The organism is Pseudomonas sp. S9 (assembly GCF_000222125.1).
Lineage (GTDB): Bacteria > Pseudomonadota > Gammaproteobacteria > Pseudomonadales > Pseudomonadaceae > Aquipseudomonas > Aquipseudomonas segetis.
In genome coordinates, this window is record NZ_AFFX01000006.1 from 248224 (window position 1) to 273414 (window position 25191).

24 protein-coding genes and 1 pseudogene are annotated in these 25191 nt (G+C 57.8%); 3 read left to right on the plus strand and 22 right to left on the minus strand.

From position 1 onward, the window contains the following. Positions 1–28: 28 nt before the first annotated feature. Genes PSES9_RS0114520 through PSES9_RS0114530 form a run of 3 tightly spaced genes read right to left on the minus strand, consistent with a single transcriptional unit; the run spans position 29 to position 2410 of the window. Positions 29–1078, minus strand: a complete 1050-nt coding sequence (locus PSES9_RS0114520; RefSeq protein WP_010488068.1) for a COX15/CtaA family protein — start codon at positions 1076–1078, stop codon at positions 29–31. A 29-nt stretch (positions 1079–1107) separates the two neighbouring features. Further along, on the minus strand, positions 1108–1704 hold the full coding sequence (locus tag PSES9_RS0114525; protein ID WP_010488070.1) for a hypothetical protein: 597 nt from the start codon (positions 1702–1704) through the stop codon (positions 1108–1110). Next, positions 1679–2410 (minus strand): SURF1 family protein, encoded by a 732-nt coding sequence (locus PSES9_RS0114530; RefSeq protein ID WP_010488072.1) that lies wholly within the window; start codon positions 2408–2410, stop codon positions 1679–1681. The genes PSES9_RS0114525 and PSES9_RS0114530 overlap by 26 nt, the downstream gene beginning before the upstream one ends. Before the next feature lie 86 nt (positions 2411–2496). Here PSES9_RS0114530 and PSES9_RS0114535 point away from each other — a divergent pair, with 86 nt between their 5' ends. Then, the gene (locus PSES9_RS0114535) at positions 2497–2700 is read left to right on the plus strand and encodes a twin transmembrane helix small protein (RefSeq protein ID WP_010488074.1); all 204 of its coding nucleotides are present in this window, start codon (positions 2497–2499) and stop codon (positions 2698–2700) included. A gap of 45 nt (positions 2701–2745) precedes the next feature. On the opposite strand, the gene PSES9_RS0114540 is transcribed toward PSES9_RS0114535, so the two are convergent. The 4 genes from PSES9_RS0114540 to coxB are packed head-to-tail and all read right to left on the minus strand — an operon-like array spanning position 2746 to position 6951. Continuing rightward, on the minus strand, positions 2746–3633 hold the full coding sequence (locus PSES9_RS0114540; RefSeq protein ID WP_010488076.1) for a cytochrome c oxidase subunit 3: 888 nt from the start codon (positions 3631–3633) through the stop codon (positions 2746–2748). Positions 3634–3665: 32 nt separating this feature from the next. Beyond that, positions 3666–4223 carry a cytochrome c oxidase assembly protein gene (locus PSES9_RS0114545; protein ID WP_010488077.1) on the minus strand — a complete coding sequence of 186 codons (558 nt, stop codon included), beginning with the start codon at positions 4221–4223 and terminating at the stop codon, positions 3666–3668. A gap of 9 nt (positions 4224–4232) precedes the next feature. After that, positions 4233–5822, minus strand: coding sequence for a cytochrome c oxidase subunit I (ctaD, locus tag PSES9_RS0114550; protein ID WP_010488083.1), 1590 nt, complete (start codon positions 5820–5822; stop codon positions 4233–4235). A gap of 1 nt (position 5823) precedes the next feature. Then, the gene (gene coxB / locus PSES9_RS0114555; protein WP_010488084.1) at positions 5824–6951 is read right to left on the minus strand and encodes a cytochrome c oxidase subunit II; all 1128 of its coding nucleotides are present in this window, start codon (positions 6949–6951) and stop codon (positions 5824–5826) included. 529 nt (positions 6952–7480) lie between these two features. Here coxB and PSES9_RS0114560 point away from each other — a divergent pair. Beyond that, complete coding sequence (locus PSES9_RS0114560; protein ID WP_010488087.1) at positions 7481–8137, plus strand: hypothetical protein; 657 nt, start codon at positions 7481–7483, stop codon at positions 8135–8137. 69 nt (positions 8138–8206) lie between these two features. Here the strand turns inward: PSES9_RS0114560 and PSES9_RS0114565 are convergent, their stop codons facing one another. The 11 genes and pseudogenes from PSES9_RS0114565 to PSES9_RS0114620 all read right to left on the minus strand — a co-directional run bounded on the left by PSES9_RS0114565 (position 8207) and on the right by PSES9_RS0114620 (position 21019). Then, on the minus strand, positions 8207–8920 hold the full coding sequence (locus tag PSES9_RS0114565) for a carbonic anhydrase (RefSeq protein ID WP_010488088.1): 714 nt from the start codon (positions 8918–8920) through the stop codon (positions 8207–8209). A gap of 212 nt (positions 8921–9132) precedes the next feature. Beyond that, complete coding sequence (locus PSES9_RS0114570) at positions 9133–10074, minus strand: carbohydrate kinase family protein (RefSeq protein WP_010488090.1); 942 nt, start codon at positions 10072–10074, stop codon at positions 9133–9135. 158 nt (positions 10075–10232) lie between these two features. Then, complete coding sequence (gene xylB, locus PSES9_RS0114575; RefSeq protein WP_010488092.1) at positions 10233–11705, minus strand: xylulokinase; 1473 nt, start codon at positions 11703–11705, stop codon at positions 10233–10235. A 121-nt stretch (positions 11706–11826) separates the two neighbouring features. Then, positions 11827–13308, minus strand: a complete 1482-nt coding sequence (locus tag PSES9_RS0114585; protein ID WP_010488093.1) for a mannitol dehydrogenase family protein — start codon at positions 13306–13308, stop codon at positions 11827–11829. Between the two features lie 21 nt (positions 13309–13329). After that, positions 13330–14429, minus strand: a pseudogene (locus PSES9_RS23690) (ABC transporter ATP-binding protein). A gap of 15 nt (positions 14430–14444) precedes the next feature. Further along, a complete protein-coding gene (locus PSES9_RS0114595) occupies positions 14445–15278 on the minus strand; it encodes a carbohydrate ABC transporter permease (RefSeq protein ID WP_010488099.1) in 834 nt (277 codons plus the stop codon). A 10-nt stretch (positions 15279–15288) separates the two neighbouring features. After that, positions 15289–16215, minus strand: a complete 927-nt coding sequence (locus tag PSES9_RS0114600) for a carbohydrate ABC transporter permease (RefSeq protein WP_010488101.1) — start codon at positions 16213–16215, stop codon at positions 15289–15291. An 81-nt stretch (positions 16216–16296) separates the two neighbouring features. Further along, on the minus strand, positions 16297–17607 hold the full coding sequence (locus PSES9_RS0114605) for an ABC transporter substrate-binding protein (protein WP_010488103.1): 1311 nt from the start codon (positions 17605–17607) through the stop codon (positions 16297–16299). 224 nt (positions 17608–17831) lie between these two features. Continuing rightward, entirely contained in the window at positions 17832–18740 is a 909-nt protein-coding gene (locus PSES9_RS0114610; protein WP_010488105.1) for an AraC family transcriptional regulator, read from the minus strand. A gap of 87 nt (positions 18741–18827) precedes the next feature. After that, the gene (locus tag PSES9_RS0114615) at positions 18828–19886 is read right to left on the minus strand and encodes a PA0069 family radical SAM protein (protein WP_010488107.1); all 1059 of its coding nucleotides are present in this window, start codon (positions 19884–19886) and stop codon (positions 18828–18830) included. Positions 19887–20014: 128 nt separating this feature from the next. Continuing rightward, positions 20015–21019, minus strand: a complete 1005-nt coding sequence (locus PSES9_RS0114620) for a bile acid:sodium symporter family protein (protein WP_010488109.1) — start codon at positions 21017–21019, stop codon at positions 20015–20017. A gap of 82 nt (positions 21020–21101) precedes the next feature. Here PSES9_RS0114620 and PSES9_RS0114625 point away from each other — a divergent pair, with 82 nt between their 5' ends. Then, a complete protein-coding gene (locus PSES9_RS0114625) occupies positions 21102–21890 on the plus strand; it encodes an AraC family transcriptional regulator (RefSeq protein WP_010488111.1) in 789 nt (262 codons plus the stop codon). Here the strand turns inward: PSES9_RS0114625 and PSES9_RS24640 are convergent. Genes PSES9_RS24640 through prlC form a run of 4 tightly spaced genes read right to left on the minus strand, consistent with a single transcriptional unit; the run spans position 21887 to position 25104 of the window. Further along, entirely contained in the window at positions 21887–22396 is a 510-nt protein-coding gene (locus PSES9_RS24640; protein WP_083840278.1) for a DUF3658 domain-containing protein, read from the minus strand. The two genes, PSES9_RS0114625 and PSES9_RS24640, sit on opposite strands and share 4 nt — an antisense overlap. A gap of 60 nt (positions 22397–22456) precedes the next feature. Continuing rightward, the gene (locus PSES9_RS24645) at positions 22457–22780 is read right to left on the minus strand and encodes a DUF1835 domain-containing protein (RefSeq protein WP_083840279.1); all 324 of its coding nucleotides are present in this window, start codon (positions 22778–22780) and stop codon (positions 22457–22459) included. A 3-nt stretch (positions 22781–22783) separates the two neighbouring features. Next, positions 22784–23059 (minus strand): YheV family putative zinc ribbon protein, encoded by a 276-nt coding sequence (locus PSES9_RS0114635; protein WP_010488113.1) that lies wholly within the window; start codon positions 23057–23059, stop codon positions 22784–22786. Continuing rightward, a complete protein-coding gene (gene prlC / locus PSES9_RS0114640) occupies positions 23056–25104 on the minus strand; it encodes an oligopeptidase A (RefSeq protein WP_010488116.1) in 2049 nt (682 codons plus the stop codon). The genes PSES9_RS0114635 and prlC overlap by 4 nt, the downstream gene beginning before the upstream one ends. Positions 25105–25191: the final 87 nt, after the last annotated feature.

The following is a 25191-nucleotide window of genomic DNA, read 5'->3' on the forward strand; positions in this document are numbered from 1 at the left end:
GGTGACTCCTTCTACTTATTCCGATGCGTTAGACGGCTGTACGCCGTCTGATTTGCGCAGTAAAACCTTCTTCGATTGCGATTCGCCTGCCCGCGGTTGCCGGTGCGCGCACGCGGTAATTAACCAGGATCATGCTCATCAGCAGTACCGCGCCGCCAGCGTTGTGCGCTACAGCGACCAGCAGCGGCAGGTGGAAAATGACATTGCTGATGCCCAGGCCAACCTGCATGGCCAGGGCGACTAAAACCCCGCCAGCCAGGCGCCGCAGGCCCGCAGCGCGCAGACGCCAGGCCAAAAGCATAAGCATGCAGGTGACGAGCAGGGCGCCGATCCGGTGAGTCATGTGAATCGCGGTGCGCGCATCACTGTCGAGCTGACCACCAAGATAGTTAGGGCCAATGTGCTGGCTGAGATGAAAGCCATTGGCGAAATCCATCGCTGGCCACCATTCACCGTGGCAGCGGGGGAGGTCGACGCAAGCAACTGCAGCGTAGTTACTGCTGACCCAGCCGCCGAGTGTGATTTGGCCGATAACCAAGGCCAGTGATGCGCCTGCAAGCCACCTCAACTGGGGTGGGATCGAAGGGATCAGCGGCGCCTTTCCCGATAGTCGCAAGGTCAACAGGAACAACAGGCTCAAGGTGGCGAAGCCGCCTAGCAAATGCAGGGTGACCACTTGTGGCCACAGCTTGAGAGTGACAGTCCACATGCCAAAGGCCGCTTGCACTATCACCAGGCCAAGCAGCAGTAACGGCAGCTTCAGCGGTTGCGCCTGTTGCCCCTGTTGTCTCAAGGCGTGTAGCGCCAAGCCCAGAATCACCAGGCCGAGGGTGCCGGCAAAGTAGCGATGGATCATTTCTGCCCAGCCCTTGGCGACTTCGACCGGTGCTGCCGGGAATCGTGACTCTGCCAGCCCTTGCGCGTGTTCGCTCATGGGTACGCCGATAAACCCGTAGCAACCGGGCCAGTCCGGGCAGCCCAGCCCTGAATGACTAAGGCGCGTGTAGGCGCCAAGCATCACCACAACGGCTGCAAGCAAGGTGGCGAACAATGCAAAGCGATAGCCCGGTTTAGTCATCAAGCACACTCCTAAGTGCAAATCTGCTTTCAGCCAATGCGCGACAGTTTGAGCAAGTGCTGCAGGTCTTTCAGTGTTTCTTTACCGTTGTTGCTGTTGTCATAACGCAGCACCAGATTGCCGTGTGGGTCGACAATCCACAGCTGTGCTGCTCCGGTTTTGGCGTCGGTCTGGCGCAAGGTTTTCTGATAGGCGGAGAGGTCCAGCGAATGCTGGGTGAGTTGTGGGTATTCGCGTTTGAGTTGATTGTCGTAATCGCTGCTAACCGGCTGGCTGGTGGCGAGCGTATGGGTTGCTCGCGTGGCATCGCGGTTAAGGCCGATATTGATTTGGCGGGCGAGGAACACCAGCTTCTTGCAATCATCCGCGCAGGCGTTTGGTGCAGTTACCAGTAACTGCCAGCGTTTGTCTGCGGCGTCGCTGATGCCGAGGCTCTGGAGATTTTCCCCGTTACCCAGTAGCTCGCCGTGGTAATTGCGGCTCTCCGGTACCCAGAAGTTGCCGTAATACATGGCCGTTGCCAGCACCATGGGGCCAATCACTATGGCCAGTATCAGGAGCAATTGCAGGCGCCCGGTGAACCTGTTGTTCGGTGCGGTATCAGGCATGGTGATGCTTGGGTTCATTGTGCGGCTCCCGTGCGTTATGCACACCTAGGTAAATGAATAATCCGAGCAACGTCAGGGCCATGGAAAACCACTGCACGGCGTAGCCGAGATGTTTGTCTGGACTCATCGAGACCACTGGCCACTGGGTTTCAAACGCAGCTGGGCCGGGTTCGATTCGCAGCTCGGCAGCCAATCCGGCACGCCCGAGTTGTTGCCACAGGGCTTTTGCGTCGACCTTGGTGATCAGTTTTGGCCAGGCGCTGCTGGCGGCGACATCCTGTAGTTGCAGGCCATCGCCCAGGGGCTGATACACCGATGCATTGAGTTGTAGCTGTGAGTCCGGCGTGCTGAATGCTGGGGTTACGCGGCGGTCCGGCCATGGCAGCCAGCCGCGATTGAGGAGCACCCACAAGCCACTGGCCTGGTCGTAAAAGGGTTGCAGCACTTCAACGCCTGCATGGCCGTCGCGAATGCGGTTGTCCAGCAACAGGCTGTGGTTGCTGTCGAATGAGCCCTGCAATTTAACCCGCACGTAGGCGGTGTCAGTCAGGCCTTCAAGTTGGTTAAGGCTGATGGGAGCTGCGACTTCCTGCAGTTGATGGGCGGCGAGCATTTGCCGTTTTTGTTCGGCGCGGTCAAGCTGCCAGAAGCCCAGGGCAACCAGCACGGGCAGCAAGACCAGCACTGCTATGCTGGGAATAGCGCCCGGACGAAAGCCGCTCATGACGTCTGCCCGAGTAATCTGGCGGAGCTGGCTATACTGCTGGTTGAGCGCATTTATCTCCCCCCGGAGCCTTAAAGGAGTCACGCATGCTCAAAGCCGCGATAATCCTTCTCTTGCTTGCGACCTTGTTCAGCTTGTTCAGCGGCCTGTTCTTCTTGGTCAAGGATGAAGGCCATGGTTCGCGAGTGGTCAATTCGCTGACTGTCCGGGTTAGTTTTACCGCTGCAACCGTAGCGCTTATCGCCTGTGGTTTTTACAGCGGCCAGTTGGTCAGGCATGTCACCTGGTGATTCCCGCATTCATGGGCCTTGTACCGCCAAGTGCCCAGCACTTGTTCAGAGCACGTAGACGAAGATAAACAGGCCGAGCCAGACCACATCCACGAAGTGCCAGTACCAACTGGCAGCTTCAAACCCGAAGTGTTTCTCCGGGTTGAAGTGGCCCTTCATAATTCGCATCAGCATCACGAATAGAATCAGCGCGCCCATGGTGACGTGGGCGCCATGGAAGCCCGTGAGCATAAAAAATGTGGCGCCATAGATTCCCGAGCCCAAAGTCAGGCCCAGGTGGTTGTAGGCTTCGTAGTATTCGTAGGCTTGCAAGAACAGGAAGGCCACACCGAGTACCACTGTCAGTGCCAGCCAGGCTTTTAGCGCGCCGCGCTTGTCCTTTTTCAGGGCATGGTGAGCGAAGGTCACGGTGAAGCTGGAGCTGACCAGCAAGATGGTGTTGATCAATGGCAGGTGCCAAGGATCAATCACACCGCTTGGTGGCGGGAACAGTTTTGGATCGGGGGTGTGCAGCAGCGGCCAGCTGAACTGGAAGTTCGGCCACAGCATATTGGCAACGCCTTTTGCACCTTCACCGCCAAGCCAGGGACCGGCAAGGTTGCGAACATAGAACAGCGCGCCGAAGAATGCGGCAAAGAACATCACCTCGGAAAAGATGAACCAACTCATGCCCCAGCGGAACGAGCGATCCATCTGCGGGCTGTACAGGCCACCACGGCTTTCCTTGATCACGCTGCCGAACCAGCCAAACAGCATGTAGGCGAGGAACAAGCCGCCAATAAAGAAAATCAGTGGACCGTGGGAGTCAGGGCGTTCGGCAGACATGTCATTGAACCAGGTGCCAACACCGAAGACGCTGATCAGCATGCCAAGCGTAGCAATGATCGGCCACTTGCTTTGCGAGGGGACGTAATAGGTTTCGTGAGACGCCATCTTTGTTCTCCTTATTTAAGGCGAAACTACGCTCATTGCTTGGGGCTGACCTGCGCGACGGGTGGTACGCGGTCAGTGACATCAAACAAGGTGTACGCCAGCGTCAAGTGATGCACGTCGGCGGGTAGGTCTTTATCAACGATAAATCGCACCGGCATTTCGATTCGTTCGCCGGGTTGGAGTATTTGCTGGCTGAAACAAAAGCATTCGGTCTTGTGGAAATACGCGGCCGCATTGGACGGTGCAATGCTTGGAATGGCTTGAGCCGTCATGGGTTTATCCGTTGGGTTACTGGCCACGAACAGCATCTGGTTGGTGCCGCCGGGATGCACGACGAGATCATCGGCCATGGGCTTGAATTCCCAAGGCATGTCGATATTGTTGGTGGCCAGGAACTGAACCCGCACTTCGCGCGCGCTGTTTTCAACTTGGGCGCCTTCATAGGCAGCGCCGCTGGTTTTGCCATTGATGCCGAATGCCTGGCACATCACGTCATAGATCGGGACCAGGGCAAAACCAAAGGCGAACATGCCCACCACCACGCCTAACAGGCGAAGCACAAGACGGCGGTTGGGCATTGGGCTGTTCATGGGAGCTCCTTATTTGACTTCAGGTGGCGTGCTGAAGGTGTGGTAAGGCGCAGGCGAAGGAATGGTCCACTCCAGCCCATCCGCACCATCCCAAGGCTTGGCTGGTGCAGGCTTACCGCCGCGAATGCACTTGATCACAATGAACAGGAACAACAACTGGGTGGCGCCGAACATGAATGCGCCAATGGAGGAGATCATGTTGAAGTTGGCGAACATCAGGTTGTAGTCCGGAATCCGCCGTGGCATGCCGGCCAGGCCGACGAAGTGCATGGGGAAGAACGCCATGTTCATGCCGATGAAACTCATCCAGAAATGCAGCTTGCCGAGGGTTTCGTCATACATGTGTCCGGTCCACTTGGGCAGCCAGAAGTACGCCGAGGCAAAGATGCCGAAGATCGCGCCGGGCACCAGTACATAGTGGAAGTGCGCCACCACGAAGTAGGTGTCGTGATACTGGAAGTCGGCCGGTGCAATCGCCAGCATCAGCCCGGAAAAGCCGCCGATGGTGAACAGGATGACGAAAGCCACGGCGAACAGCATCGGCGTCTCGAAGGTCATCGAGCCTTGCCACATGGTACTCGCCCAGTTGAACACCTTGACCCCGGTGGGCACGGCGATCAGCATCGTGGCATACATGAAGAACAGTTCGCCGGTCAGCGGAATACCGACGGTGAACATGTGGTGCCCCCAGACGATAAACGACAGGAAGGCAATCGAGGCTGTCACGTAAACCATCGAGGTATAGCCGAACAGCGGCTTGCGCGCGAAGGCCGGGATGATCGAGCTGACGGCGCCAAATGCCGGCAGGATCATGATGTACACTTCGGGGTGGCCAAAGAACCAGAACACATGCTGGAACAACACCGGGTCACCGCCGCCAGCTGCGCTGAAGAAGCTGGTGCCGAAGTGAATGTCCATCAGCATCATGGTCACCACACCCGCCAATACCGGCATCACCGCGATCAGCAGGAAGGCGGTGATCAGCCACGTCCAGACGAACAGCGGCATTTTCATCAGGGTCATGCCCGGTGCACGCAGGTTGAGGATGGTCGCGATCAAGTTGATCGCGCCCACGATCGAGCTGACCCCCATCAAGTGAATGGCGAAGATGAAGAAGGTTACGCTTTCGGGCGCGTAGGTCGTCGACAATGGCGCATAGAAGGTCCAGCCAAAGTTTGGCCCGCCGCCCGGCATAAACAAGGTGCTGACCAACAAGGCAAAGGCTGCGGGCAGCAACCAGAAGCTGAAGTTGTTCATGCGCGGCAGGGCCATGTCTGGGGCGCCGATCATCAGCGGAACCATCCAGTTGGCCAGCCCGACAAACGCCGGCATTACTGCGCCGAATACCATGATCAGGCCGTGCATGGTGGTCATTTGGTTGAAGAATTCGGGCTGCACGATTTGCAGGCCAGGCTGGAACAACTCCGCACGAATGACCATGGCAAAGCTACCGCCAAGCAGGAACATGGCGAAGCTGAACCATAGGTACATGGTGCCAATATCTTTGTGGTTGGTGGTCAGTACCCAACGCATCAGGCCTTTAGCGGGGCCGTGGTGATGGTCATGCCCTGCATGACCGTGGTCGATCACTGCACTCATGTCATTGCTCCTCGGCTTGCTTGAGCTCTAGCACTTCTTTTGGGGTGACCATATCGCCCACCTTGTTGCCCCAAGCATTACGCTCATAGGTAACGACGGCAGCGATATCGACTTCAGACAGTTGTTTGCCGAAGGCGGCCATTGCCGTACCAGGTACGCCATGGAAAACCGTGCTGAGGTGATTCTCTTTTGGCCCAGTGGCGATTTTCGAGCCATCCAGTGCCGGGAACATAGGCGGCAAGCCTTGGCCTTCAGGCTGGTGACAGGAGGCGCATGTGGTGTGGTAGATCTTGTCGCCGCGCGCTACCAGCTCTTCCAGGGTCCAGTCTTTCTCGGTCAGCTCTTTGAGCTTGGCTGTCTCGGCTTTCTTTTTAGCCAGCCAGTCTTCGTAGTCAGTCTTCGACTTGGCCTCGACCACAATCGGCATGAAGCCATGGTCCTTGCCGCACAGTTCGGCGCACTGGCCGCGGTAGATTCCTGGCTGCTCAATGCGTGTCCAGGATTCATTGATAAAGCCGGGGATCGCATCCTTTTTCACCGCCAGCGCGGGCACCCACCAGGCGTGGATAACGTCGGCGGGGGTGGTCAGAAAGCGAATTTTTGCGCCCACGGGCACCACCAGTGGCTGGTCGACTTCAAGCAGGTAATGCTCGCCCTTGTCGGCCTGGTTGTGGATTTGCTCGGAAGGTGTCGCCAGGTTGCTGAAGAACTCAACATCCTGTCCAAGATACTTGTAGTGCCATTTCCACTGGTAGCCGGTGATCTGAATGTCGACATCTGATTCGGAGGTGTCGTAGATGTCGATCAGGGTCTTTGTGGCGGGGATCGCCATCAATACCAGGATCAGCAAGGGCACTACTGTCCAGAGAATCTCGACCGTGGTGCTCTCATGGAAGTTGGCGGGTACTTGGCCGGTGGAGCGGCGGTGAATAAACATCGACCAGAACATCGCGCCAAACACGATGACGCCGATGACCACGCAGATCCAGAAGATGGTCATGTGCAGATCGAAGACAGTGCGGCTTACCTCGGTGGCTCCTGGCGTCATGTTCACCGTCCAGCTCGCCTCAGCGGTGCTGAACGCCAAACACAGCAGTAGCCCCATCCAAACACGTGGATGTCGCGACATCGCGGGTTCCCCTTATGATTCTTGTTATCCCGCCGGCGAAGCCCGCGGCAAAGGGATCAACTGCCAAGCCCAGGCGCGTGTCAACGGCCTGGGTCTGTAGCAACAACTGTCAAGCCCTCTCCGTGCCGAAGCCCGTCCGGTTCCATCAAGCAGTGCCTATCGCTCTGGAGTATAGTCGGCGACTAGCAGCCCGCAATGTGAAAGCTGAAATGGTTGAGACTTCGCAAGGCAGGTCCCAAACCCCACGGACGGCGCGGCTTTGCAAAAGCTACCAGGCAATCGTTATAGCGGGCTGGTATAGAAATTTTTGGGTTTATGACAATCGCGTCTTAGACTAAAGCAGACAGCAACTAGGGTTGCATGGGTCTGTTTGCCCTGGGAATCGGCGAATGTCGAAGCATCTGTAATCGTTTGGATCCGTTCTAGTCTATGGAGTGACTACCCATCAGCAGTTGATTGCCGAGCCAGATAGTTATTGGCCTGCTCGCTGCCAATATAAGTACTAAGGCCCTCGCTAGAAGGAGCTGCCATGAACACCCCTGCTTTACGCGAACTTATCAACAAAGCGCTGGAACATGAGGCGAACACCGGCCAACTGGCCACGCAGTTGAAGGCGAAACTCAAAGATATCCACCCATCGATCCGCTTACCTGAAGCCAATCCTCTGGCGGTTCTTATCGGCTTTGTGACGGCTTATATCGAAGAGGTGCCGCAAGTCATCGATGCTGCGACACAGGTTGCGCGCGAGGCTGGTATAGAGGGCCGGATAAAGCCGGTGCTCAAGGTCGCCGAACAGTTTTTCCTACAACCGCCCGAACTAATGTCTGGACATGAAGGACTTGATGGTTTGCTCGACGAGGCCTACTTGGCCCATCGCCTGGTTGAGGAAGTGAACGACCTGTATATCGCGCACCTTGGCCAGCCGCTGATTCCACTGGATACCACGGTTGCCAACCTCGTCGCCCACCAACTGATCGGCGAACCCTTTGCCAATCAACTGGATGAAGCTGTGCATCGCACGGTCATGGGCATGCTCGACAAAGACAGCTTCAAGCAGGACTCTGTCGTGGCTTATCGCGAGCGCTTGGGTGCGCCGACAACCGAAGCCGCCTGGAAGCGCTGGCCGTGTTTCTCTGAGCAGCTAGGGGTTGAACTGGTGCTCGATGGGCAGCGCACTACCCAATAGAACGTCGGCGATAACCCTGGTTTAAAGGGTTATCGCCGTTCTTTCGCCAACAGAACAACGGTTTGTCGATCAGTCGTGACGGTAGCGGGCGCGCGGTGTTGCCAGGGGCATTGGGCCTTCATCAATCGAGCGGAACTCGCCCAGCTCGGCGTCATAGGCGACGATCTCACTGGTCTCGATATCGTAGACCCAGCCATGGACAAAGATTTGGCCACTGGCGATTTTGGCTGCCACTGAAGGGTGAGTGCGCAAGTGATCGAGTTGCGCCAACACGTTTTCCTTGGTCAACAAGCCCAGCGTGGTGTGGTGGTCAACGCAGCCGCAATTTTCTGTGACTACCGTTTTCGCCACTTCGGCATGACGCAACCAGGCCTTGACCGTTGGCATGCGCTCCAGGGATTCGGGGTTGAGCACTGCCTTCATTGCGCCGCAGTCGGAATGGCCGCAAACAATGATGTGGTGCAAATTGAGCGCCATCCCCGCAAACTCGATCGCCGTTGAAACGCCGCCCATCATCTGCCCATAAGGCGGTACGACGTTGCCGACGTTGCGTGTGACGAACAGGTCGCCCGGGTTGGTCTGGGTAATTAGCTCTGGAACGATGCGCGAGTCGGCGCAGGTGATGAACATGGCGCGTGGGGTTTGCTCATGCGCAAGCTTCTTGAACAGTTCCTCTTGTTGAGGAAAGACTTCCTTACGAAAGCGCCGGAAGCCTTCAACAATATACTGCAACGCCTCATCAGCACTTTCAGTATGCGCGGCGTCTACTTGTTTTTTATCCATGCTACCAACCTCGGAAACCACAGGAATATCGAAGCCCGCCGGCTCAGGTCATCATCCGCCGGTTTATCAGGCCACTACTGGACAGCCAAAAAAGACTTCAAGTCACAACTTTCAGGTGAATGTTCTGACAGCTGAGTCTAGCGGTCTACTGCATCAAGAAAAATGCTTTTTTGTAACCTCGCTAGCGCTCCGCAAATGGCCTGGGCAAGTATTTAGAGGCCCTCGACTTCGGCCAGCAGGGGCAGGTCCGGGCCTGTACGCGAGCAGGTAATTGCAGCTGCGCGCACGGCCAGCTTGAGCATGGCGTCTATCTGTTCGCGCCTGATATTGGCCAAGGCCCTGGGCGAGTCCAGCTGGTTACGCTGCAGGTAGGCGAGCAGTGCGGCCTGAAACGTATCGCCGGCGCCCACCGTGTCGCGGATGGGTACTGAAGCTGCCGGCACGCTCCAGTGACCGTGTTGATAGCTGAATACGCTTGCACCTTGTTGCCCGCGGGTTAGAAAGACCAACTGGCAGCGTTCGCTGAGCCAGCTGTTGACCAGTGCTTGAGGCTCTTGGCCTGGGTACAGCAAGTCGAGGTCTTCATCGCTGACCTTGATCATGTGTGCGTAGTTGACGAAGGTTTCAACACTGAGTCGCCACAGCGCCTTATCGGGTTGTGGATTAAGCCGAACATTGGGGTCGTAGCTGATCAGGCGCTGCGCGGGTTGGTCCTTGATCAACTCGAGCAGGGTATCTGCCACTGGCAACACCACCAATGAATAGGAACCGATGTGAATGCCACGTACCTGCGGGTCGAGCTGTGGCAGGTTTTCGCTGTACAACTGCCGGTCGGCGCAGCCTTCACCGCGAAAGGAATACTGTGGCGAACCCTGTTGATCAAGCCCCACCATGGCCAGTGTAGTGGGCGCGTCCGAGCCCACCAGATACTGATCAACCACGCCCTCGTCGGCCAGCACCCTGCGCAAACGCAGGCCAAGGTAGTCCGTCGAGATACCTGTGAACAAGGCTGCTTCGGCGCCAAGACGGCGCAAGCCAATCGCCACATTGAAGGGTGAGCCACCGGCGACTGCCTTGAATGCGACCTCGCCATTGCGTGGGCTGGGTTCAACACTAAAGAAATCGAACAAGGCTTCGCCACACACCAGATACATAAAAGACTCCCGCAGTTGCGCAGCTCAGTGCCACACGCAGATAAAGTGCTTGGCCAGCGGATTTGGTGACCAAGCGACCAGGTTGAAATGGATCAGGTAAACAATTATCGAATCGCCTTGATCGCTAGGGAACCCCTGGTTTGACGGCCAGTTCGGTTTCAGAGGCTGCCAAGCCGCGCGAGGTAATCTTGATAGACTTTTTCATACTGGGCACTGCGCAGTGGATTCGGGTGAGTGCTGGTGCGCTGGTCAAGGTGTACGCAGGCATTGCAAAGGTGTTCCAGGGACACCGCGTCGCCTCCTACGCACCAGGCAGCCTGGATCGCCGCGCCAAGTGCTGCCGCCTCGGTGTGTTCAGGGCACACCAGCGGCGTAGCCATGATGTCGGCAACGGCCTGGCGCCACATGGGGCTTTTTGCGGCGCCGCCAATCAAGCGGATATCCTGGCTCTGAATACCGCTGTCACGCAGCAGGTCAAGGCCATAGCGCAAGCTGAACAATGTGCCCTCGACCACTGCCCGGCATAGGTTGGCACGGTTCAGGTTTTCGCTGGTCATGCCGCTCAGGCTGGCTGTTGCATGGGGCAGGGCAGGCACACGCTCACCGTTGAAGTACGGCATCATCCGTATGCCCTGGGCACCAATTGGAGCGGCCTCGACCAGGTCGGAAAACTCATCCAGGTTGAGTTCCAGCAGGTTTTGAATCAGGCCGCTGGCGCTGGTGAGATTCATGGTGCAGATCAACGGCAGCCAGCCTCCCGATGACGAACAGAAAGCCGCCACCTGGGGATGTGGGCTGATTACCGGTTGGTCGTCATAGGCATATAAAGTCCCCGAGGTGCCGAGGCTCATGGTGATTGCACCTGGGCGGATATTGCCGGTACCGATTGCGCCCATCATGTTGTCACCGCCACCGCTGGCAACCACGATACCGGGACTCAACCCCAGGCGCTTGGCTGCCTCTGCCCGCAAGCTGCCGACCGGCTGGTTGGAGTCGATCAGCCCAGGCAATGCCTTGACCAGGCGCCCTGTCGGATCCATATGCTCCAGCAGTTCGGTGTCCCATGTTCGCGTGCGGATGTTGAAGTAGCCGGTGCCCGAGGCATCGCCATATTCGCTGCAGCAACGCCCGGTCAGCCAGTAATTGAGATAGTCGTGGGGCAGCAGGATGTGTGCAATACGGGCAAAGAGCTCGGGGTGATTGCGTTGTGTCCAAAGCAATTTGGACAGGGTGTAACCGGGCGCAATCGCTACGCCCAGGCGTTCGATGGAGCCGGCTTCGCCGCCCAGGATGTCGAGCAGCTCCTGGTTTTCGGCGGTTGACTCGGTGTCGCACCAGAGCTTGGCAGGTCGCAGTACTGTGCCCTGCTCATCAAGCAAGACCAAGCCATGCTGCTGGCCTGAAACCGCCATGCCCCGGATGGCTTGGCCAGAGATACCGGCTTGCTGCAATGCGCCATGGGTGGCCTGCTCAAGCGCTGCCAGCCACTGATCAACCTCTTGTTCGCGGCGTCCGTTGGCGCCACTGATTAGCTGGTGTACAGCACTGCCCTGGCCCAAAACCTCGCCCGTGTCAGGATTGAGGATCAGTGCCTTGGTACCTTGGGTGCCGCAATCGATACCTAAATACATGGCGGTCCCTCTTGTCTATGCAGTCGCTTGGGCTTGCTCGGCCGGAGCGACAGGGTGCTTTCGGCAAGTTTTACGATGCCTATGGCTGGCGTGCCCAAGCATGCTTGGCATAACGCCTCGTCTACCGAGCATCTGCAAGCAGCGCTTGCAAGGTGCCGCTCACACCCAGTGTGCGCAGGCGATGCAGGTTGCGCTCAAAGGCCTGGACAAATGCCGGCGAGGCAGCGAGCTTTTTACCGAAAATGCTCTCGGCGCCTAGAACGCGTTCGGTCAAGCACGCATCATCGCTAACCAGGCTGCGGCAATAGTCGGCTCGCGGATCGATAATGCGGTAGCGTTCGCCCTGTTCATCAACCTCTTTCAGGTACAGCGCCCACGCCGCCACGACCAGCGCGCCAGAGTCCAGTGGCTTGTCTTCGGCGATCAGCTGGTTAAGGGTCGGCACGATAAATTTCGAGAATTTTGACGAGCCATCCGAGCACACGCGCTCAAGCTGGTCGGCAATTGCCTGGTTGGAAAAACGCTCAATCAAGGTGTCTATGTAGATACTCAGGTCGATGCCCGGCACCGGCGCCAACTGTGGCGTTACATCGACATCCATAAAGCGGCGAATGTAGTCGCGTATCAAGCTGTCGTCCATGGTCTGGTGGACGAAGCGATAGCCCTTGAGAAAGCCCAGGTAGGTCAGCGCCAGGTGGCTGCCGTTGAGCAGCTTGATCTTCGTGTCTTCATAAGGCGTGACATCGTCGGTGAACTGTACGCCGACTTTTTCCCAGGCTGGCCGACCGTTGCAGAACTTATCTTCCAGCACCCATTGCACAAAAGGCTCGCAGACCACTGGCCAGCCATCTTCGATGCCGTGTTCAGCGGCGAGTTGATGGCGGTGGCTGGTCTTGGTCATGGGAGTAATGCGGTCGACCATGGCGTTGGGGAAGCTGACGTGGGTATCAATCCAGTTGGCCAGATCGTGATCGAGCAGGTGAGCAAAACTGAGCAGCGCCTTGCGCGAAACCGAGCCGTTATGGGGCAGGTTATCGCACGACATCAGGGTGAAAGCAGGAGTATTGTCGGCACGGCGCCTGGCCAGCGCCGCGCAGAGAAAGCCAAAAATGCTGCGCGGTGATTGCGGGTGGGCAAGGTCATGCTGGATGTCCGCCAGTTCGGACATGAATTCGCCCGTGCTGTCATCCATGCAATAGCCGCCTTCGGTGATCGTAAGCGAGACAATCCTCACCAGTGGATCACTGAGCTTGTCGATCAAGGCCTGGGGTGAGTCCTCGGCCAAGAGCATGTTGCGGATCGAACCAATCACGCGGATCTCGGCGCCAGGTTCATCCGCCAGCTGGACCAGGGTGTAGAGATGATCTTGTGCGGCCAAGGCGTCACGCATTGCACGGTCTTCGGCGCGCAAGCCGACGCCACAAATACCCCACTGGGCAGCTTCGCCCTGGTTGATCAGGGCATCGGTGTAGACTGCCTGATGCGCCCGATGAAAGCCGCCGACACCGATATGGACGATGCCTTCGGAGGCAACCTGGCAAACTTCGCTAGGACGGCCAATATCAGCGGCAAGCCTTGATAAATTCTGGCGATTGAGTTTCATCGGGGGTCCTTAGAAAGCCGCTTAAGCTGCAGATTGAATGCGTTTGTCGATGGCCTTGCCGCTGTCGTCAAACAGGTGGCAATGCGCGGTGTCGAAGCTCAAATCCAGGGTTTCGCCGAATTTAGGCGCGAAGTCACCCCGTACTCGCACGGTGAGCATTTCTCCCGACTGGCTGCGGACGTGGCAGTAGGTGTCGCTGCCAAGGCGTTCGCTGACATCGGCGGTGACGCTGAGCAGGCCTTCACCAGCCGGTACGATATTTATGTGTTCGGGGCGTATGCCCAGGGTCACTTTGCTGCCAGGGGCCAGCGCTGTTGCCAGTGGCAGGCTGATATTGGCTCGAGCGTCAAGCTTGACCTCACACGCATTGGCTGTGGTGTTGCCCAGGCTTCCGGTGAGAAAACCCATGGTTGGCCTGCCAAGGAAGCCAGCAACGAACAGGTTGGCGGGATGTGATAAAGCTCAAGCGGTGAGCCGACCTGCTCGACGCGACCGCTGTTCAGCACCACCACCTTGGTTGCCAGGGTCATGGCCTCGACTTGATCGTGGGTGACGTAGATCATCGTTGCTTGCAGGTCCTGGTGCAGGCGCGCCAGTTCCAGGCGCATCTGCACGCGCAGGGCCGCATCGAGGTTGGACAGCGGCTCATCGAATAGGAATATCTTCGGGTTGCGCACAATTGCCCGGCCAATGGCCACGCGTTGGCGCTGTCCGCCTGACAGTTGCTTGGGCTTGCGTTCCAGCAAGGGGTCGAGTTCGAGGATGCGCGCAGCGTTTTCAACTTTGTCTTTAACTTCCTGCTTGGGCGCACCCGACAGGTCGAGGCCGAATGACAGGTTTTTACGTACTGTCATGTGCGGGTATAGGGCATAGGTCTGGAACACCATGGCCAGGTCGCGCTTGGCCGGGGCGACTTCGGTAATGTCCTTGCCGTCCAACTCAATGTTGCCGCTGCTGACATCTTCCAGGCCGGCGATAAGGCGCAGCAGGGTCGACTTACCGCAGCCCGACGGCCCGACAAACACCACGAATTCACGGTCATGGATATCCAGGTCAATGCCCTTGATGATCGAAAACCCTTCAAACGCTTTTTTCAGATTGCGTACTTTTAGATCAGCCATTACAGAATCCTTTTGTTATTTGACGGCGCCGAAGGACAGGCCACGCACCAGTTGTTTCTGGCTAATCCAGCCAAGTATCAGGATTGGCGCACAGGCCAGGGTCGAAACGGCTGAAAGCTTGGCCCAGAACAAACCCTCGGGGCTTGAGTAAGAGGCGACCAAGGCGGTCAGTGGCGCGGCTGCGGAAGAGGTCAGGTTGAGTGACCAGAACGCCTCGTTCCAGCACAGGATCAGTGACAGCAACATGGTCGAAGCCAGTCCGCCACGGGCGATTGGCAGCAATACACGGCTGATTTCCTGCAGCGTGGTTGCGCCATCCAGGCGCGCGGCTTCAAGGATGTCGACCGGGATATCCTTGAAGTAGGTGTAAACCATCCAGATCACGATCGGCAGGTTGATCAGGGTATAGATCACAATCAGCGCCAGGCGTGAGTCCAGCATGCCCAGGCTTTTGCAGATCAAGTAGATCGGCATCAGGACACCCACCGGCGGGAGCATCTTGGTCGACAGCATCCACAGCAGGGTGCCCTTGGTGCGCTTGGTCTCGAAGAAGGCCATCGAGTATGCCGCGGGCACCGCAACCAGCATGCACAAGGCGGTGGCGGCAAACGAGATCAGCACCGAGTTCCAGGCATAGCTGAAATAGTCGCTGCGATCATTGATGTGCAGGTAGTTTTCCAGGGTCGGGGTGAAGATGAATTGCGGCGGCGTGGCAAACGCGGCCAACTCGGTCTTGAAGCTGGTCTGCACCATCCAGAAGATCGGGAAGAAGATCAGCCCGGCAATCAGCCAGGCGGCGCAGCCCACCAGCAGGCTTTGCAGGCTACGCTTTTGTTTTAGGGTCAGCATGGTCTGGTCCTCACTGTTTGTCGGTGAGGCTTTTGCCGATCAATCTGATCAGCACTAGCGCCGCAATGTTGGCGATCACAACCGCGATCAAGCCGCCCGCCGATGCCATGCCGACATCGAATTGCAGCAACGCCTGGTTGTAGATCAGGTACGCCAGGTTGGTCGACTCAAAGCCTGGGCCACCGCTGGTCGTGGTGAAGATTTCGGCGAAGATCGACAGCAGGAAGATGGTTTCAATCATCACCACCACCGCAATCGGACGCGCCAGATGGGGCAGTGTCAGGTGCCAGAAAATCGCAATTGTACCCGCGCCTTCCAGGCGTGCTGCTTCCTTCTGTTCCTGGTCCAGCGACTGCATGGCGGTCATCAGCAGCAGGATCGCGAAGGGCAACCATTGCCACGAGACAATCATGATGATCGAGAACAAGGGGTGTTGGGCCAGCCAGTCCACGGGCTGGGCGCCGAAGAACTTCCACACCGCCGCAAGGATTCCCGAGACGGGATGGAAAATCAGGTTTTTCCACAGCAGCGCGCTCACCGTCGGCATGATGAAAAAGGGTGAAATCAGCATCACCCGGACTATGCCGCGTCCCCAGAACTCGCAGGCCTCAAGCAGTGCTGAAATCAATACGCCGAACACTACGCTGATCAGCAATACGCTGCCGACCAGCGTCAGGGTGTTCAAGGCGCCCGGCACAAAGCCTGGGTCGGTCAAAAAGTATTCAAAGTTTTCCAGCCCGACAAAGCTCTCTTCGCCCGGGTACAGCAGGTTGTAGCGGATGGTCGAAAAGTAGAGGGTCATGGCCAGTGGCACTACCATCCAGAGCAGCAACAGCAGCACCGATGGGCTGACCAGGAACCAGCCAATTTTCAAGCCGCGCTTGCGGGGCTTGGTTTGGGTTGCTGGTGGAGAGGTATCGAGGGCCGAAGTAGTCATGGCAACTCCAGAAGTGAGCAGGGTGAACAACGCCCGGCCCGGCGCCATGCGAGCGCCGGGGCGGGTACTGCCGAGGAGGAATTACTTCAGGTAGCCGGCGCGTTTCATCTGCCGTTCAGTGGCGGTCTGGGCGCCTTGCAGTGCCTGCTGCACGCTCATGCCTCCGGTCAAGGCGGCGGCAAACTGCTTGCCAACCTGTGTGCCAATGGCCTGGAACTCGGGAATGGTCACCAACTGCACGCCGACATAGGGCACCGGCTTGAGTGTTGGCTTTTTGGGGTCAATCGACTTCAAGGATTCAAGGGTGCCCTTGGCAAAAGGCGCTGCTGCCATGTACGCATCTGTGTAGGTTGATGCGCGCGTGCCAGGCGGCACATTGGCAATACCGTCGGTCTTGGCAACCAGTTCGGAGTAGGCTTTTGACGTTGCCCACATGCTGAAGGTTTTAGCGGCGTCTTTTTCCTTGGAACTGGTCGGGATGGCCAACGCCCAGGAATACAACCAGGACGAACCTTTGCTGGTTGCTTGAATCGGCGCAAAGGTAAAGCCCACATGGTCGGCCACTTTGCTCTGGCTCTTGTCGGTAAAAAATGAACCGGCCACGCTGGCGTCTACCCACATCGCGCACTTGCCGCTGTTGAACAGTGCAAGGTTCTCGTTGAAGCCATTGCTCGATGCGCCCGGAGGGCCGTATTTGCCCAGGGTGTCGACGTAGAAATTCAGTGCGCTTGTCCATTCACTGCCGGTGAATTCAGGTTTCCAGTTCTCATCAAACCAGCGCGCGCCAAAGGCGTTGGCCACCGTGCTGATCAGCGCCATGTTTTCACCCCAACCCGCTTTTCCGCGCAGGCAGATGCCGTATTGGTCTTTGTCCGGGGCGTGCAGCTTGGCGGCAAAATTTGCCATTTGCGTCCACGTCGGGTGTTCGGGCATTTTCAAACCTGCATCCTTGAACAGGTCTGTGCGGTAATAGGTGATTGAGCTTTCAGCGTAGAACGGCAAGGCATACAGCTGCCCCTTGACTGACAGGCCGTCGCGAACCGATGGAAATATATCCTCGACGTCATACTCGGCGCTGAGGTCGGTCATGGGTTCGAGCCAGCCTTTGGCCCCCCACAGCGATGCTTCATACATGCCGATGGTCAACACATCAAACTGGCCGCCCTGGGTGGCGATATCAGTGGTCAGGCGTTGGCGCAAAACATTCTCTTCGAGCACTACCCACTTGAGCTTGATGTCGGGGTGTTCTGCCTCAAAGGTTTTTGACAGGCGCTGCATGCGGATCATGTCGCTGTTATTGACCGTGGCAATCGTCAGCGTTTCAGCTGCCTGGGTTAAACCAGGCAATGCAAGGCAAGCAGTAGCAGCTAATGCCAGAGATAATTTATTCATTTATCGACTCCGCTTCTGCCACCGTCCTGGCCACAGAAGATCGCTATTATTTTTGTCGTGCTCGTCCCGATTACACCGCTGCGAAGGCGGTATAACAAATCCTTGTCTGCACAGTTACTGATACTTTTTTGCACTTGCCGTGCATTGGCTTAATAAAGAAAAGTCAATGAAAGCCAGTGCCTAAAGGAGGTTGCGTTGGGTTTGCTGTTTTTGCGGGGTATAAATCAGTACAGGTTTTGTTCAGAAAGACGATGCACAACCAGCTTTCTGTAACGCGAAGGTGTCATGCCCTTGAGCTGCTGGAAGCGGCGGTTAAAGTTGGAGATGTTGCTAAAGCCCGATTCGAAGCACACGTCGGTGATGGGCTTGTCACTGCGGCTGAGCAGTTCGCACGACTTACTTACCCGCAGACGATTAACGAACTCAACGAAGCCACGGCCTGTGGCCTGTTTGAAAAAGCGCGAGAAGTAGGTTGGGGTCATGCCGAGGGAGGTCGCCACATCGTCCAGGCTTATTTCCTGTGCGTAATGGCCAAAGATGTAATCCACGGCAAGGCTGATCCTGTCGACATGGCTCTCATCCGCCAGTTGCGAGGCAGTAACCCCGGATAACAACTGGTAATCCTCGGTCTCGGCCAGCAGCTCAAGCAAAATAAAAAAGGGCCCGAGCCGCTTGATGCCTTGTGATTGGGCAATGCAGCCCATCAGTTGCCTGGCTTGAGCAATCACCTTCGGATGATGGAACTCAATGCCATATTCAGCCCGCGCCAATAATGGCATCAGGGTTTTCAGCTCGGAAAACACGCTGGTTCCGCTGCCAAGCACCTCATGGGTGAAGTTGACCAGCATGTCGCGATCCCGCACCTCCTGCTCGGTTTCGTCGAGCTGGCTGATCCAGTTGTGCGGCAGGTTCGGGCCGGTCAGGAACAAACTATTGGGGCCAAAGTTACCGATGTAGTCGCCAATGAACACTTTGCCGGAGCTGGCGGTAATCAGGTGCAGTTCGAACTCCTTATGGAAGTGCCAGCGCACCAACGGGCTTGGAAAACCATGCTGTCGGTAGATCAGCGAATGACCGCCATGGTCGTCCATCAGCTCATAGGAAGGGTCTGTAACACGGGCAATGCGAGTCATGGTTGCTTGGGTTATCCAACGCTGGCCTGGCGGGTTGTCGGTCTTTTTGTAGCACAGTCTGTGTGACCGCGTTTACCCCGCGCAGTTTTACAGCAGTGCCAATTGCCCGCCGGGAGGGCAAAACTGAGAACAGTCCAGCTTGAAATCGCCTCGCTGGTTCAAGCCAAAGCGCTTTATGGCCAAGGCAAAGCGCTTGGCGATCAGCTCGGCAAAAGCACCTTCGCCACGGAAGCGGTGGCCAAAGCGGCTGTCGTACAGCTCTCCGTCGCGGCTTTGCCGGATCAGGCTCAATACGTGCTCAGCGCGCTGCGGGTAATGTGCGTGCAGCCATTCTTCAAACAGCGGTGCGACTTCGCGCGGCAAGCGCACGAACATATAGGATGCGCTTTGCGCGCCCGCTTGCTTGGCTTTCTCGAGCAGGCTTTCCAACTCCATGTCATTGATCATCGGGATCATCGGCGAGCACAACACCCCGACCTTGATACCCTGCTCACGCAACACGCCTATGGCCCGCAAGCGCGCCGCAGGGGACGCCGCACGGGGTTCCATGATGCACTTCAACTGGTTATCCAGCGTGGTCAGGCTGATCATTACGGCGACCAGGCGTTGCTTGGCCAACTCAGTGAGAATGTCCAGGTCGCGCAGGATCATCGAGCCCTTGGTGACTATGGTCACCGGGTGGCGATAGCGCAGCAGCACTTCGAGGGTTTTGCGCGTGAGCATATGCTGGCGCTCGATCGGCTGGTAGGGGTCGGTATTGGCGCCAAGGTTGATTGGCGCACAGCGATACCCAGGCTTGCTCAGCTGTTGTTCAAGCAATGCCACGGCATTGGTCTTGGCGATGAGCTTGGTTTCAAAATCGATGCCTGGCGACATATCCCAATAGGCGTGGCTGGGCCTGGCGTAGCAATAAATACAGCCGTGCTCACAGCCGCGATAGGGATTGATTGAACGATCAAAAGGCAGGTCCGGCGACTGGTTGCGGGTGATGATGCTCTTGGCGGTTTCCAGGCGCACTTCGGTTGCAGCGCTGGGCGGCACTTCCTGGAACCAGCCGTCGTCAGTCGCGATGACTTGCGTTGGTGCAAAACGGTTGAACGGGTTGCTGGCCGTACCACGACCGCGCGGAGGTAGAGAGGCTGACATCGCAAGGTTCCATGCACAAGAGTGGGCTGACTACACTGATAGCTGTATATTTATACAGTTAAAAGTGCAGTCAAGCCAAGCCTCTTTATGCGGCGCTGGTCAGCGGTTCCTCGGGCCAGGGCATATGGCTAGCGCACCAAAGGTGGCTCTGTGTCCAGGCTTTCGACTTCCTCCGGGCGCCGCGCATAGCGTTGCGCGAGCACGGCACAGACCATGAGCTGGATCTGGTGGAAAATCATCAGTGGCAGGATCAACAAGCCAATGGTGCTGCCGGCAAACAACACTTGGGCCATTGGCACGCCGGTGGCCAGGCTTTTCTTCGAGCCGCAGAACACAATGGTGATGCGGTCTTCCTGGTTGAAGCCAAACCATTTGCCCAGCAAGTGCGTGCCGAGCAGCGAAAATGTGAGCAGTACGCAGCAGGCAAATACCAGCCAGGCGAGCTCGACCAGCGGCACCTGATGCCACAAGCCCTCGGTGACCGCCGCCCCGAATGCGGTATAGACCACCAGCAGAATAGAGCCTTGATCGACAAACTTGAGCCAGCTTTTATTGCGCCCCACCCAGTCACCTATCCAGCGTCTGGCTACCTGGCCGGCCACGAATGGCACCAACAACTGCAAGGTGATCTTGCCGATGGCATCAACTGTCGAGCCGCCATCACCATGAACGTTCATCAGCAATGCGACCAGCAACGGGGTGAGAAAGATGCCAAACAGGCTTGATGCCGCGGCGCTGCAAATGGCGGCGGGAATATTGCCGCGTGCCAGCGAAGTAAAGGCAATGGCCGATTGCACCGTTGCCGGTAGTGCACAGAGATAAAGCATGCCCAGGTACAACTCGTTGCCGACCAGGGGCGAGAGCACGGGTTTCAGCGCCAGGCCCAGCAACGGGAACATGATAAAGGTGCAGGCGAACACCAGCAGATGCAGGCGCCAATGGCTGGCTCCGGCCAGGATCGCCTGGCGAGACAGCTTGGCGCCATGCAGGAAAAACAACAGGGCAATGGCCAGGTTGGTAATCCAGCCGAAGGCAACCGCCGTCTGACCGCTTGCGGGCAACAGGCTGGCGATTGCGAAAAAAGCGATCAAGGCGCAGGTGAAATTATCGGGCATGAAGCGCTTGAGTGACATGTTCGAATCTCGTACTTGCAGACAGGTTGAGGCAAACACTACCCTGTTCGCAGCTTTCCGACTAACGCCAAAGAGCCAGCGAATGTCGCCAAACAGACAAGGGACGATCATCCATCGCTCACTGCCCGAGCTTCCGGCCTTGCCGCGCCCGCTTTATGGCCGGGTCGAGTCGCTGCCGAACCGGGCCTTGACCTATCGTCACAGTCATCCCTGGGTGCAGCTGTCCTACGCCATTGCCGGGGTGCTCGAGGTGCAAACGGACAACGCCCGCTATGTCGCGCCACCACAGCGTGCTGTCTGGCTGCCAGCGGGGTTGGAGCATCAGGTTTCCAGTTCGTCGCATACGGAAATGCGCAGCCTGTATATCGAGTGTTCGGCAGTAGCCTGGGCTCCGCAAAGCTGCCGCGTGCTTGCAGTCAGCCCATTGCTGCGCGAGTTGATCAATAGTTTCAGTGATGTGCCGGTCGAATACGACGAAGCAGGTTCCGACGGGCGCTTGGCCAGCGTGCTGCTCGATCAGTTACGGGTTGCGGCAGAGGTCGACCTGGTGCTGCCAATGCCCCACGATGTGCGTCTGCAAGCGCTGTGCATGAGCCTGCAGGAAAATCCGGAACAGCATGCCACGCTGGCACAGTGGAGCGCGCAACTTAACCTTTCGGAACGCACCTTGAGTCGCTTGTTTTTGCAGGATACCGGGCTGACTTTTCGCGCCTGGCGCCAACGCTTGCGCCTGCTTGGCGCATTGGCGCCGCTGGGGCAGGGGGAGCGCGTCACCGATGTCGCCCTGGCCTGCGGCTATGATTCGGTTTCCGCGTTTATTGCCGCATTCAGGCTGCACTTTGGTGCCACTCCGGGAGAGTTTTTCCGTTAGCCGCGTTTCACCCTTTGTTCGGCATAGTGGGTGTCCACTGGGGCTGAAAACACCAGTTGCGCGCTGGCGGCCAGCTCACGGGCGCACCACCAGAGGAAAAAGTCGGTGGCGAAAAAGCCGTCGCACTCCGCCATGACACTGGCCATGACGTGGCCAAGTGGTTGCCATTGGTCTGTGCAAAAGTGCAGCAGGCGCTGGTGAATATGCTTATGGCTTTTACCGTGGAATGCGCCGTCATGCCAGCGGCGGATATCTGCATTTTCAGCCACGGCAGCGTGCCATTGCGCGGCTAGCTGATGGCGCTGTGGGGCGGTGAGCAGCTTGGGGTGATGCAGGGCCGCGAGTGTATCGGGTGCATGCATGGCCACGGCTTTGCGACTGGCTACACGGCTGTCGCCGGTGCCACAAGCCACTCGCCATAATTTCACCCTGGAGTGTTCGAGTGCGGCTGCCACCAGGGCCAGCAGCAGTTTTTCCGATGCAATGTCACCGTCCCAGAACGTCACCGCCTGCGGCTGGCGCGCCCGGTCTTTTAGCCATCGCGCGTCGGCGCCGACGCGCGATGGCTAAAAGACCGGGCGCGCCAGCCGCAGGCGGTGGAGGTCTGGGGCGGTGTGAGTGGATCGGAAAAAATGCTGGTGGGCCCGGGCTTTTAGCCATAGCGCGTCGGAGCTCAGGCCGGAGCCGAAATCAGGTTGCAGCTGCACCGAGGCGGGCAACAGCTGCTGCCAGAAGTCGCTGCGCATCTGGCAGGGCGGAGTGTCGATATCAGCCAAAGGGCCGACAGCCAGATCATCGCGCATCACTCGCAGCGACTGTCTGGCTGTCTCGGCACCTATGCAGTGAGTCACGCCTGCCACGGCGTTGTCACCGCATACCAGGTGCCACATGGGCTATTTCTCGGTTTTTTTCAGTTTGGGATTGGGAAAAAACTGCACGGTTTGCACTTTTGTCTCAGCCGGTTTGACCTCGACTTTGTTAACCCGCGTGCCTAGCTCTCGAGGCACCGACTGGCCTTGGGCGTTTAGCAAGTCGCTAAAGCCGCAGGCCACGCATTCACGGTGTGGAACGCCGTCTTCGTCCCACATCTTTACAGTGTCGGTCGCGCTGCACGCTGGGCATACGGCGCCGGCGATAAAGCGCTTCTTTGGGGTGTTGCTGTCTATCATGCGGCCTCCTGACTCAAGCCCAGGTGGCGCAGCAGCGCATCGATGCTCGGCTCGCGGCCACGGAAATCAACAAAGAGTACCATCGGCTCCTGCGATCCACCGCGTGCCAGAATGGCTTGGCGAAAGGCGCGGCCGGTTTCGCTGTTGAACACCCCTTCTTCTTCAAACTTGGAGAAGGCATCGGCAGACAGTACTTCCGCCCACTTGTAGCTGTAGTAACCCGCGGCATAGCCGCCGGCAAAGATGTGCGCGAAGCCGTTCGGGAAGCGGTTGTACTGCGGAGGACGCATCACCGAGACTTCGGCGCGGATGCTTTCGAGCACGTCCAGCACGCTGCGCCCGTCACCATGGGTGGCGTGCAGTTCGAAGTCGAACAGGGAGAACTCCAACTGGCGAACCATCATCAGTCCCGACTGGAAGTTCTTCGCGGCAAGCATCTTGTCCAGCAGGTCTTGCGGCAGCGCTTCGCCGCTTTGGTAGTGGCCTGAAATCAACGCGAGGCCTTCGGGTTCCCAGCACCAGTTTTCCATGAATTGGCTCGGCAGCTCCACCGCATCCCAGGCCACGCCATTGATGCCCGAGGCCCCAGCGTGCTCGACCTGGGTCAGCAGGTGATGCAAGCCATGGCCAAATTCGTGGAACAGGGTGGTGACTTCATCATGGGTCAGCAAGGCAGGTTTGTCGCCAACCGCCCGGGTGAAGTTACACACCAGGTTGGCCACCGGGCTGATCAGTTCGCCTGCTGCGTTGCGACGCTTGTCACGGGCACCGTCCATCCATGCGCCGCCACGCTTGTTGGCCCGGGCATAGAGGTTGAAGAAGAAACGGCCGACATGCTCGCCGTTTTCGCTGATTTCAAACAGGCGCACATCCGGGTGCCAGGTGTCGAAGTCGCTGAGCTCCCTGATTTGAATCCCATAGAGTTTTTCGACAATGGCGAACAGGCCGGTCAATACTTTGTCGATCGGAAAATACGGGCGCAGGATTTCCTGCGAAATACTGTAGCGCTGCTCGCGAAGCTTCTCGCTGTAGTAGGCGGCGTCCCAGCTTTGCAAGTCAGCACAGCCTTGCTCGCGGGCAAAGGCTTGCAGTTCCTTGAGGTCTTGTTCGGCAAAGGGCTTGCTGCGCACGGCCAGGTCACGCAGGAAGCTCAGCACTTGCGCGTTATCCTCCGCCATCTTGCTCGACAGACTCAGCTCCGAATAGTTGGCGAAACCAAGCAGCGTGGCCAGTTCCTGGCGCAGGTCGAGGATTTCCTGCATCACCGGGGTGTTGTCATTTTGCCCGGCATTCGGGCCTTGATCCGAGGCGCGGGTGCAGTAGGCGGCATAGATTTCTTCACGCAGCGCGCGGTTGTCGGCATAGGTGATCACCGCGTAGTAGCTGGGGAACTCCAGGGTGATCAACCAGCCTTCAAGTCCCTTGGCCTTGGCTGCTTCGGCCATTTGCTGCTTGGCTGAATCGGTAATGCCCTGCAACTGCGCTTCGTCAGTGACGTGCTTGCTCCACGCCTGGGTGGCGTCCAGCAGTTGGTTGGAAAAGTGGCTGGCCAGCTCTGAGAGGCGCATTTGAATCGCGCCATAGCGCTGCTGTTCGGCTTCTGGCAGGTCGATACCGGACAAGCGGAAATCTCGCAGGGTGTGCTGCAAGATCGTTTGCTGCGCAACATCGTAGCCCTTTGACTCAGGGCTGCTCGACAGTGCCTTGTAGGCTTCGAATAAGCGCCGATTCTGGCCGATTTCGGTGAAATACTCGGACAGTTTCGGCAAGCAGGCTTCGTACGCCTGACGCAATTCAGCGTTGTTGCGCACGGCGTTGAGATGGCTCACCGGGCCCCAGGCCCGTTCCAGGCGTCCGTTGAGCTCGTCAAGCGCCAGTACCAGTGCGGCCCAGCTTGGTGCCTCAGCATGTTGCTCGAGCAATTCGGTGATAGCCGCACGGTTCTCAGCAAGAATGGTGTCTACCGCTGGCTCAACATGCTCGGGGCGAATGCTGGAGTAGGGCGGCAAGTCGAAGTTCTGGAGCAGCGGATTGCTATCGGTCACGGGCAGGCACCTGTCATTTGAAGGCAAAAATAAAAAACTCTTGGTTCAGTTATTGGGTCACACAGGCCAATTAACAACCCATAGGCT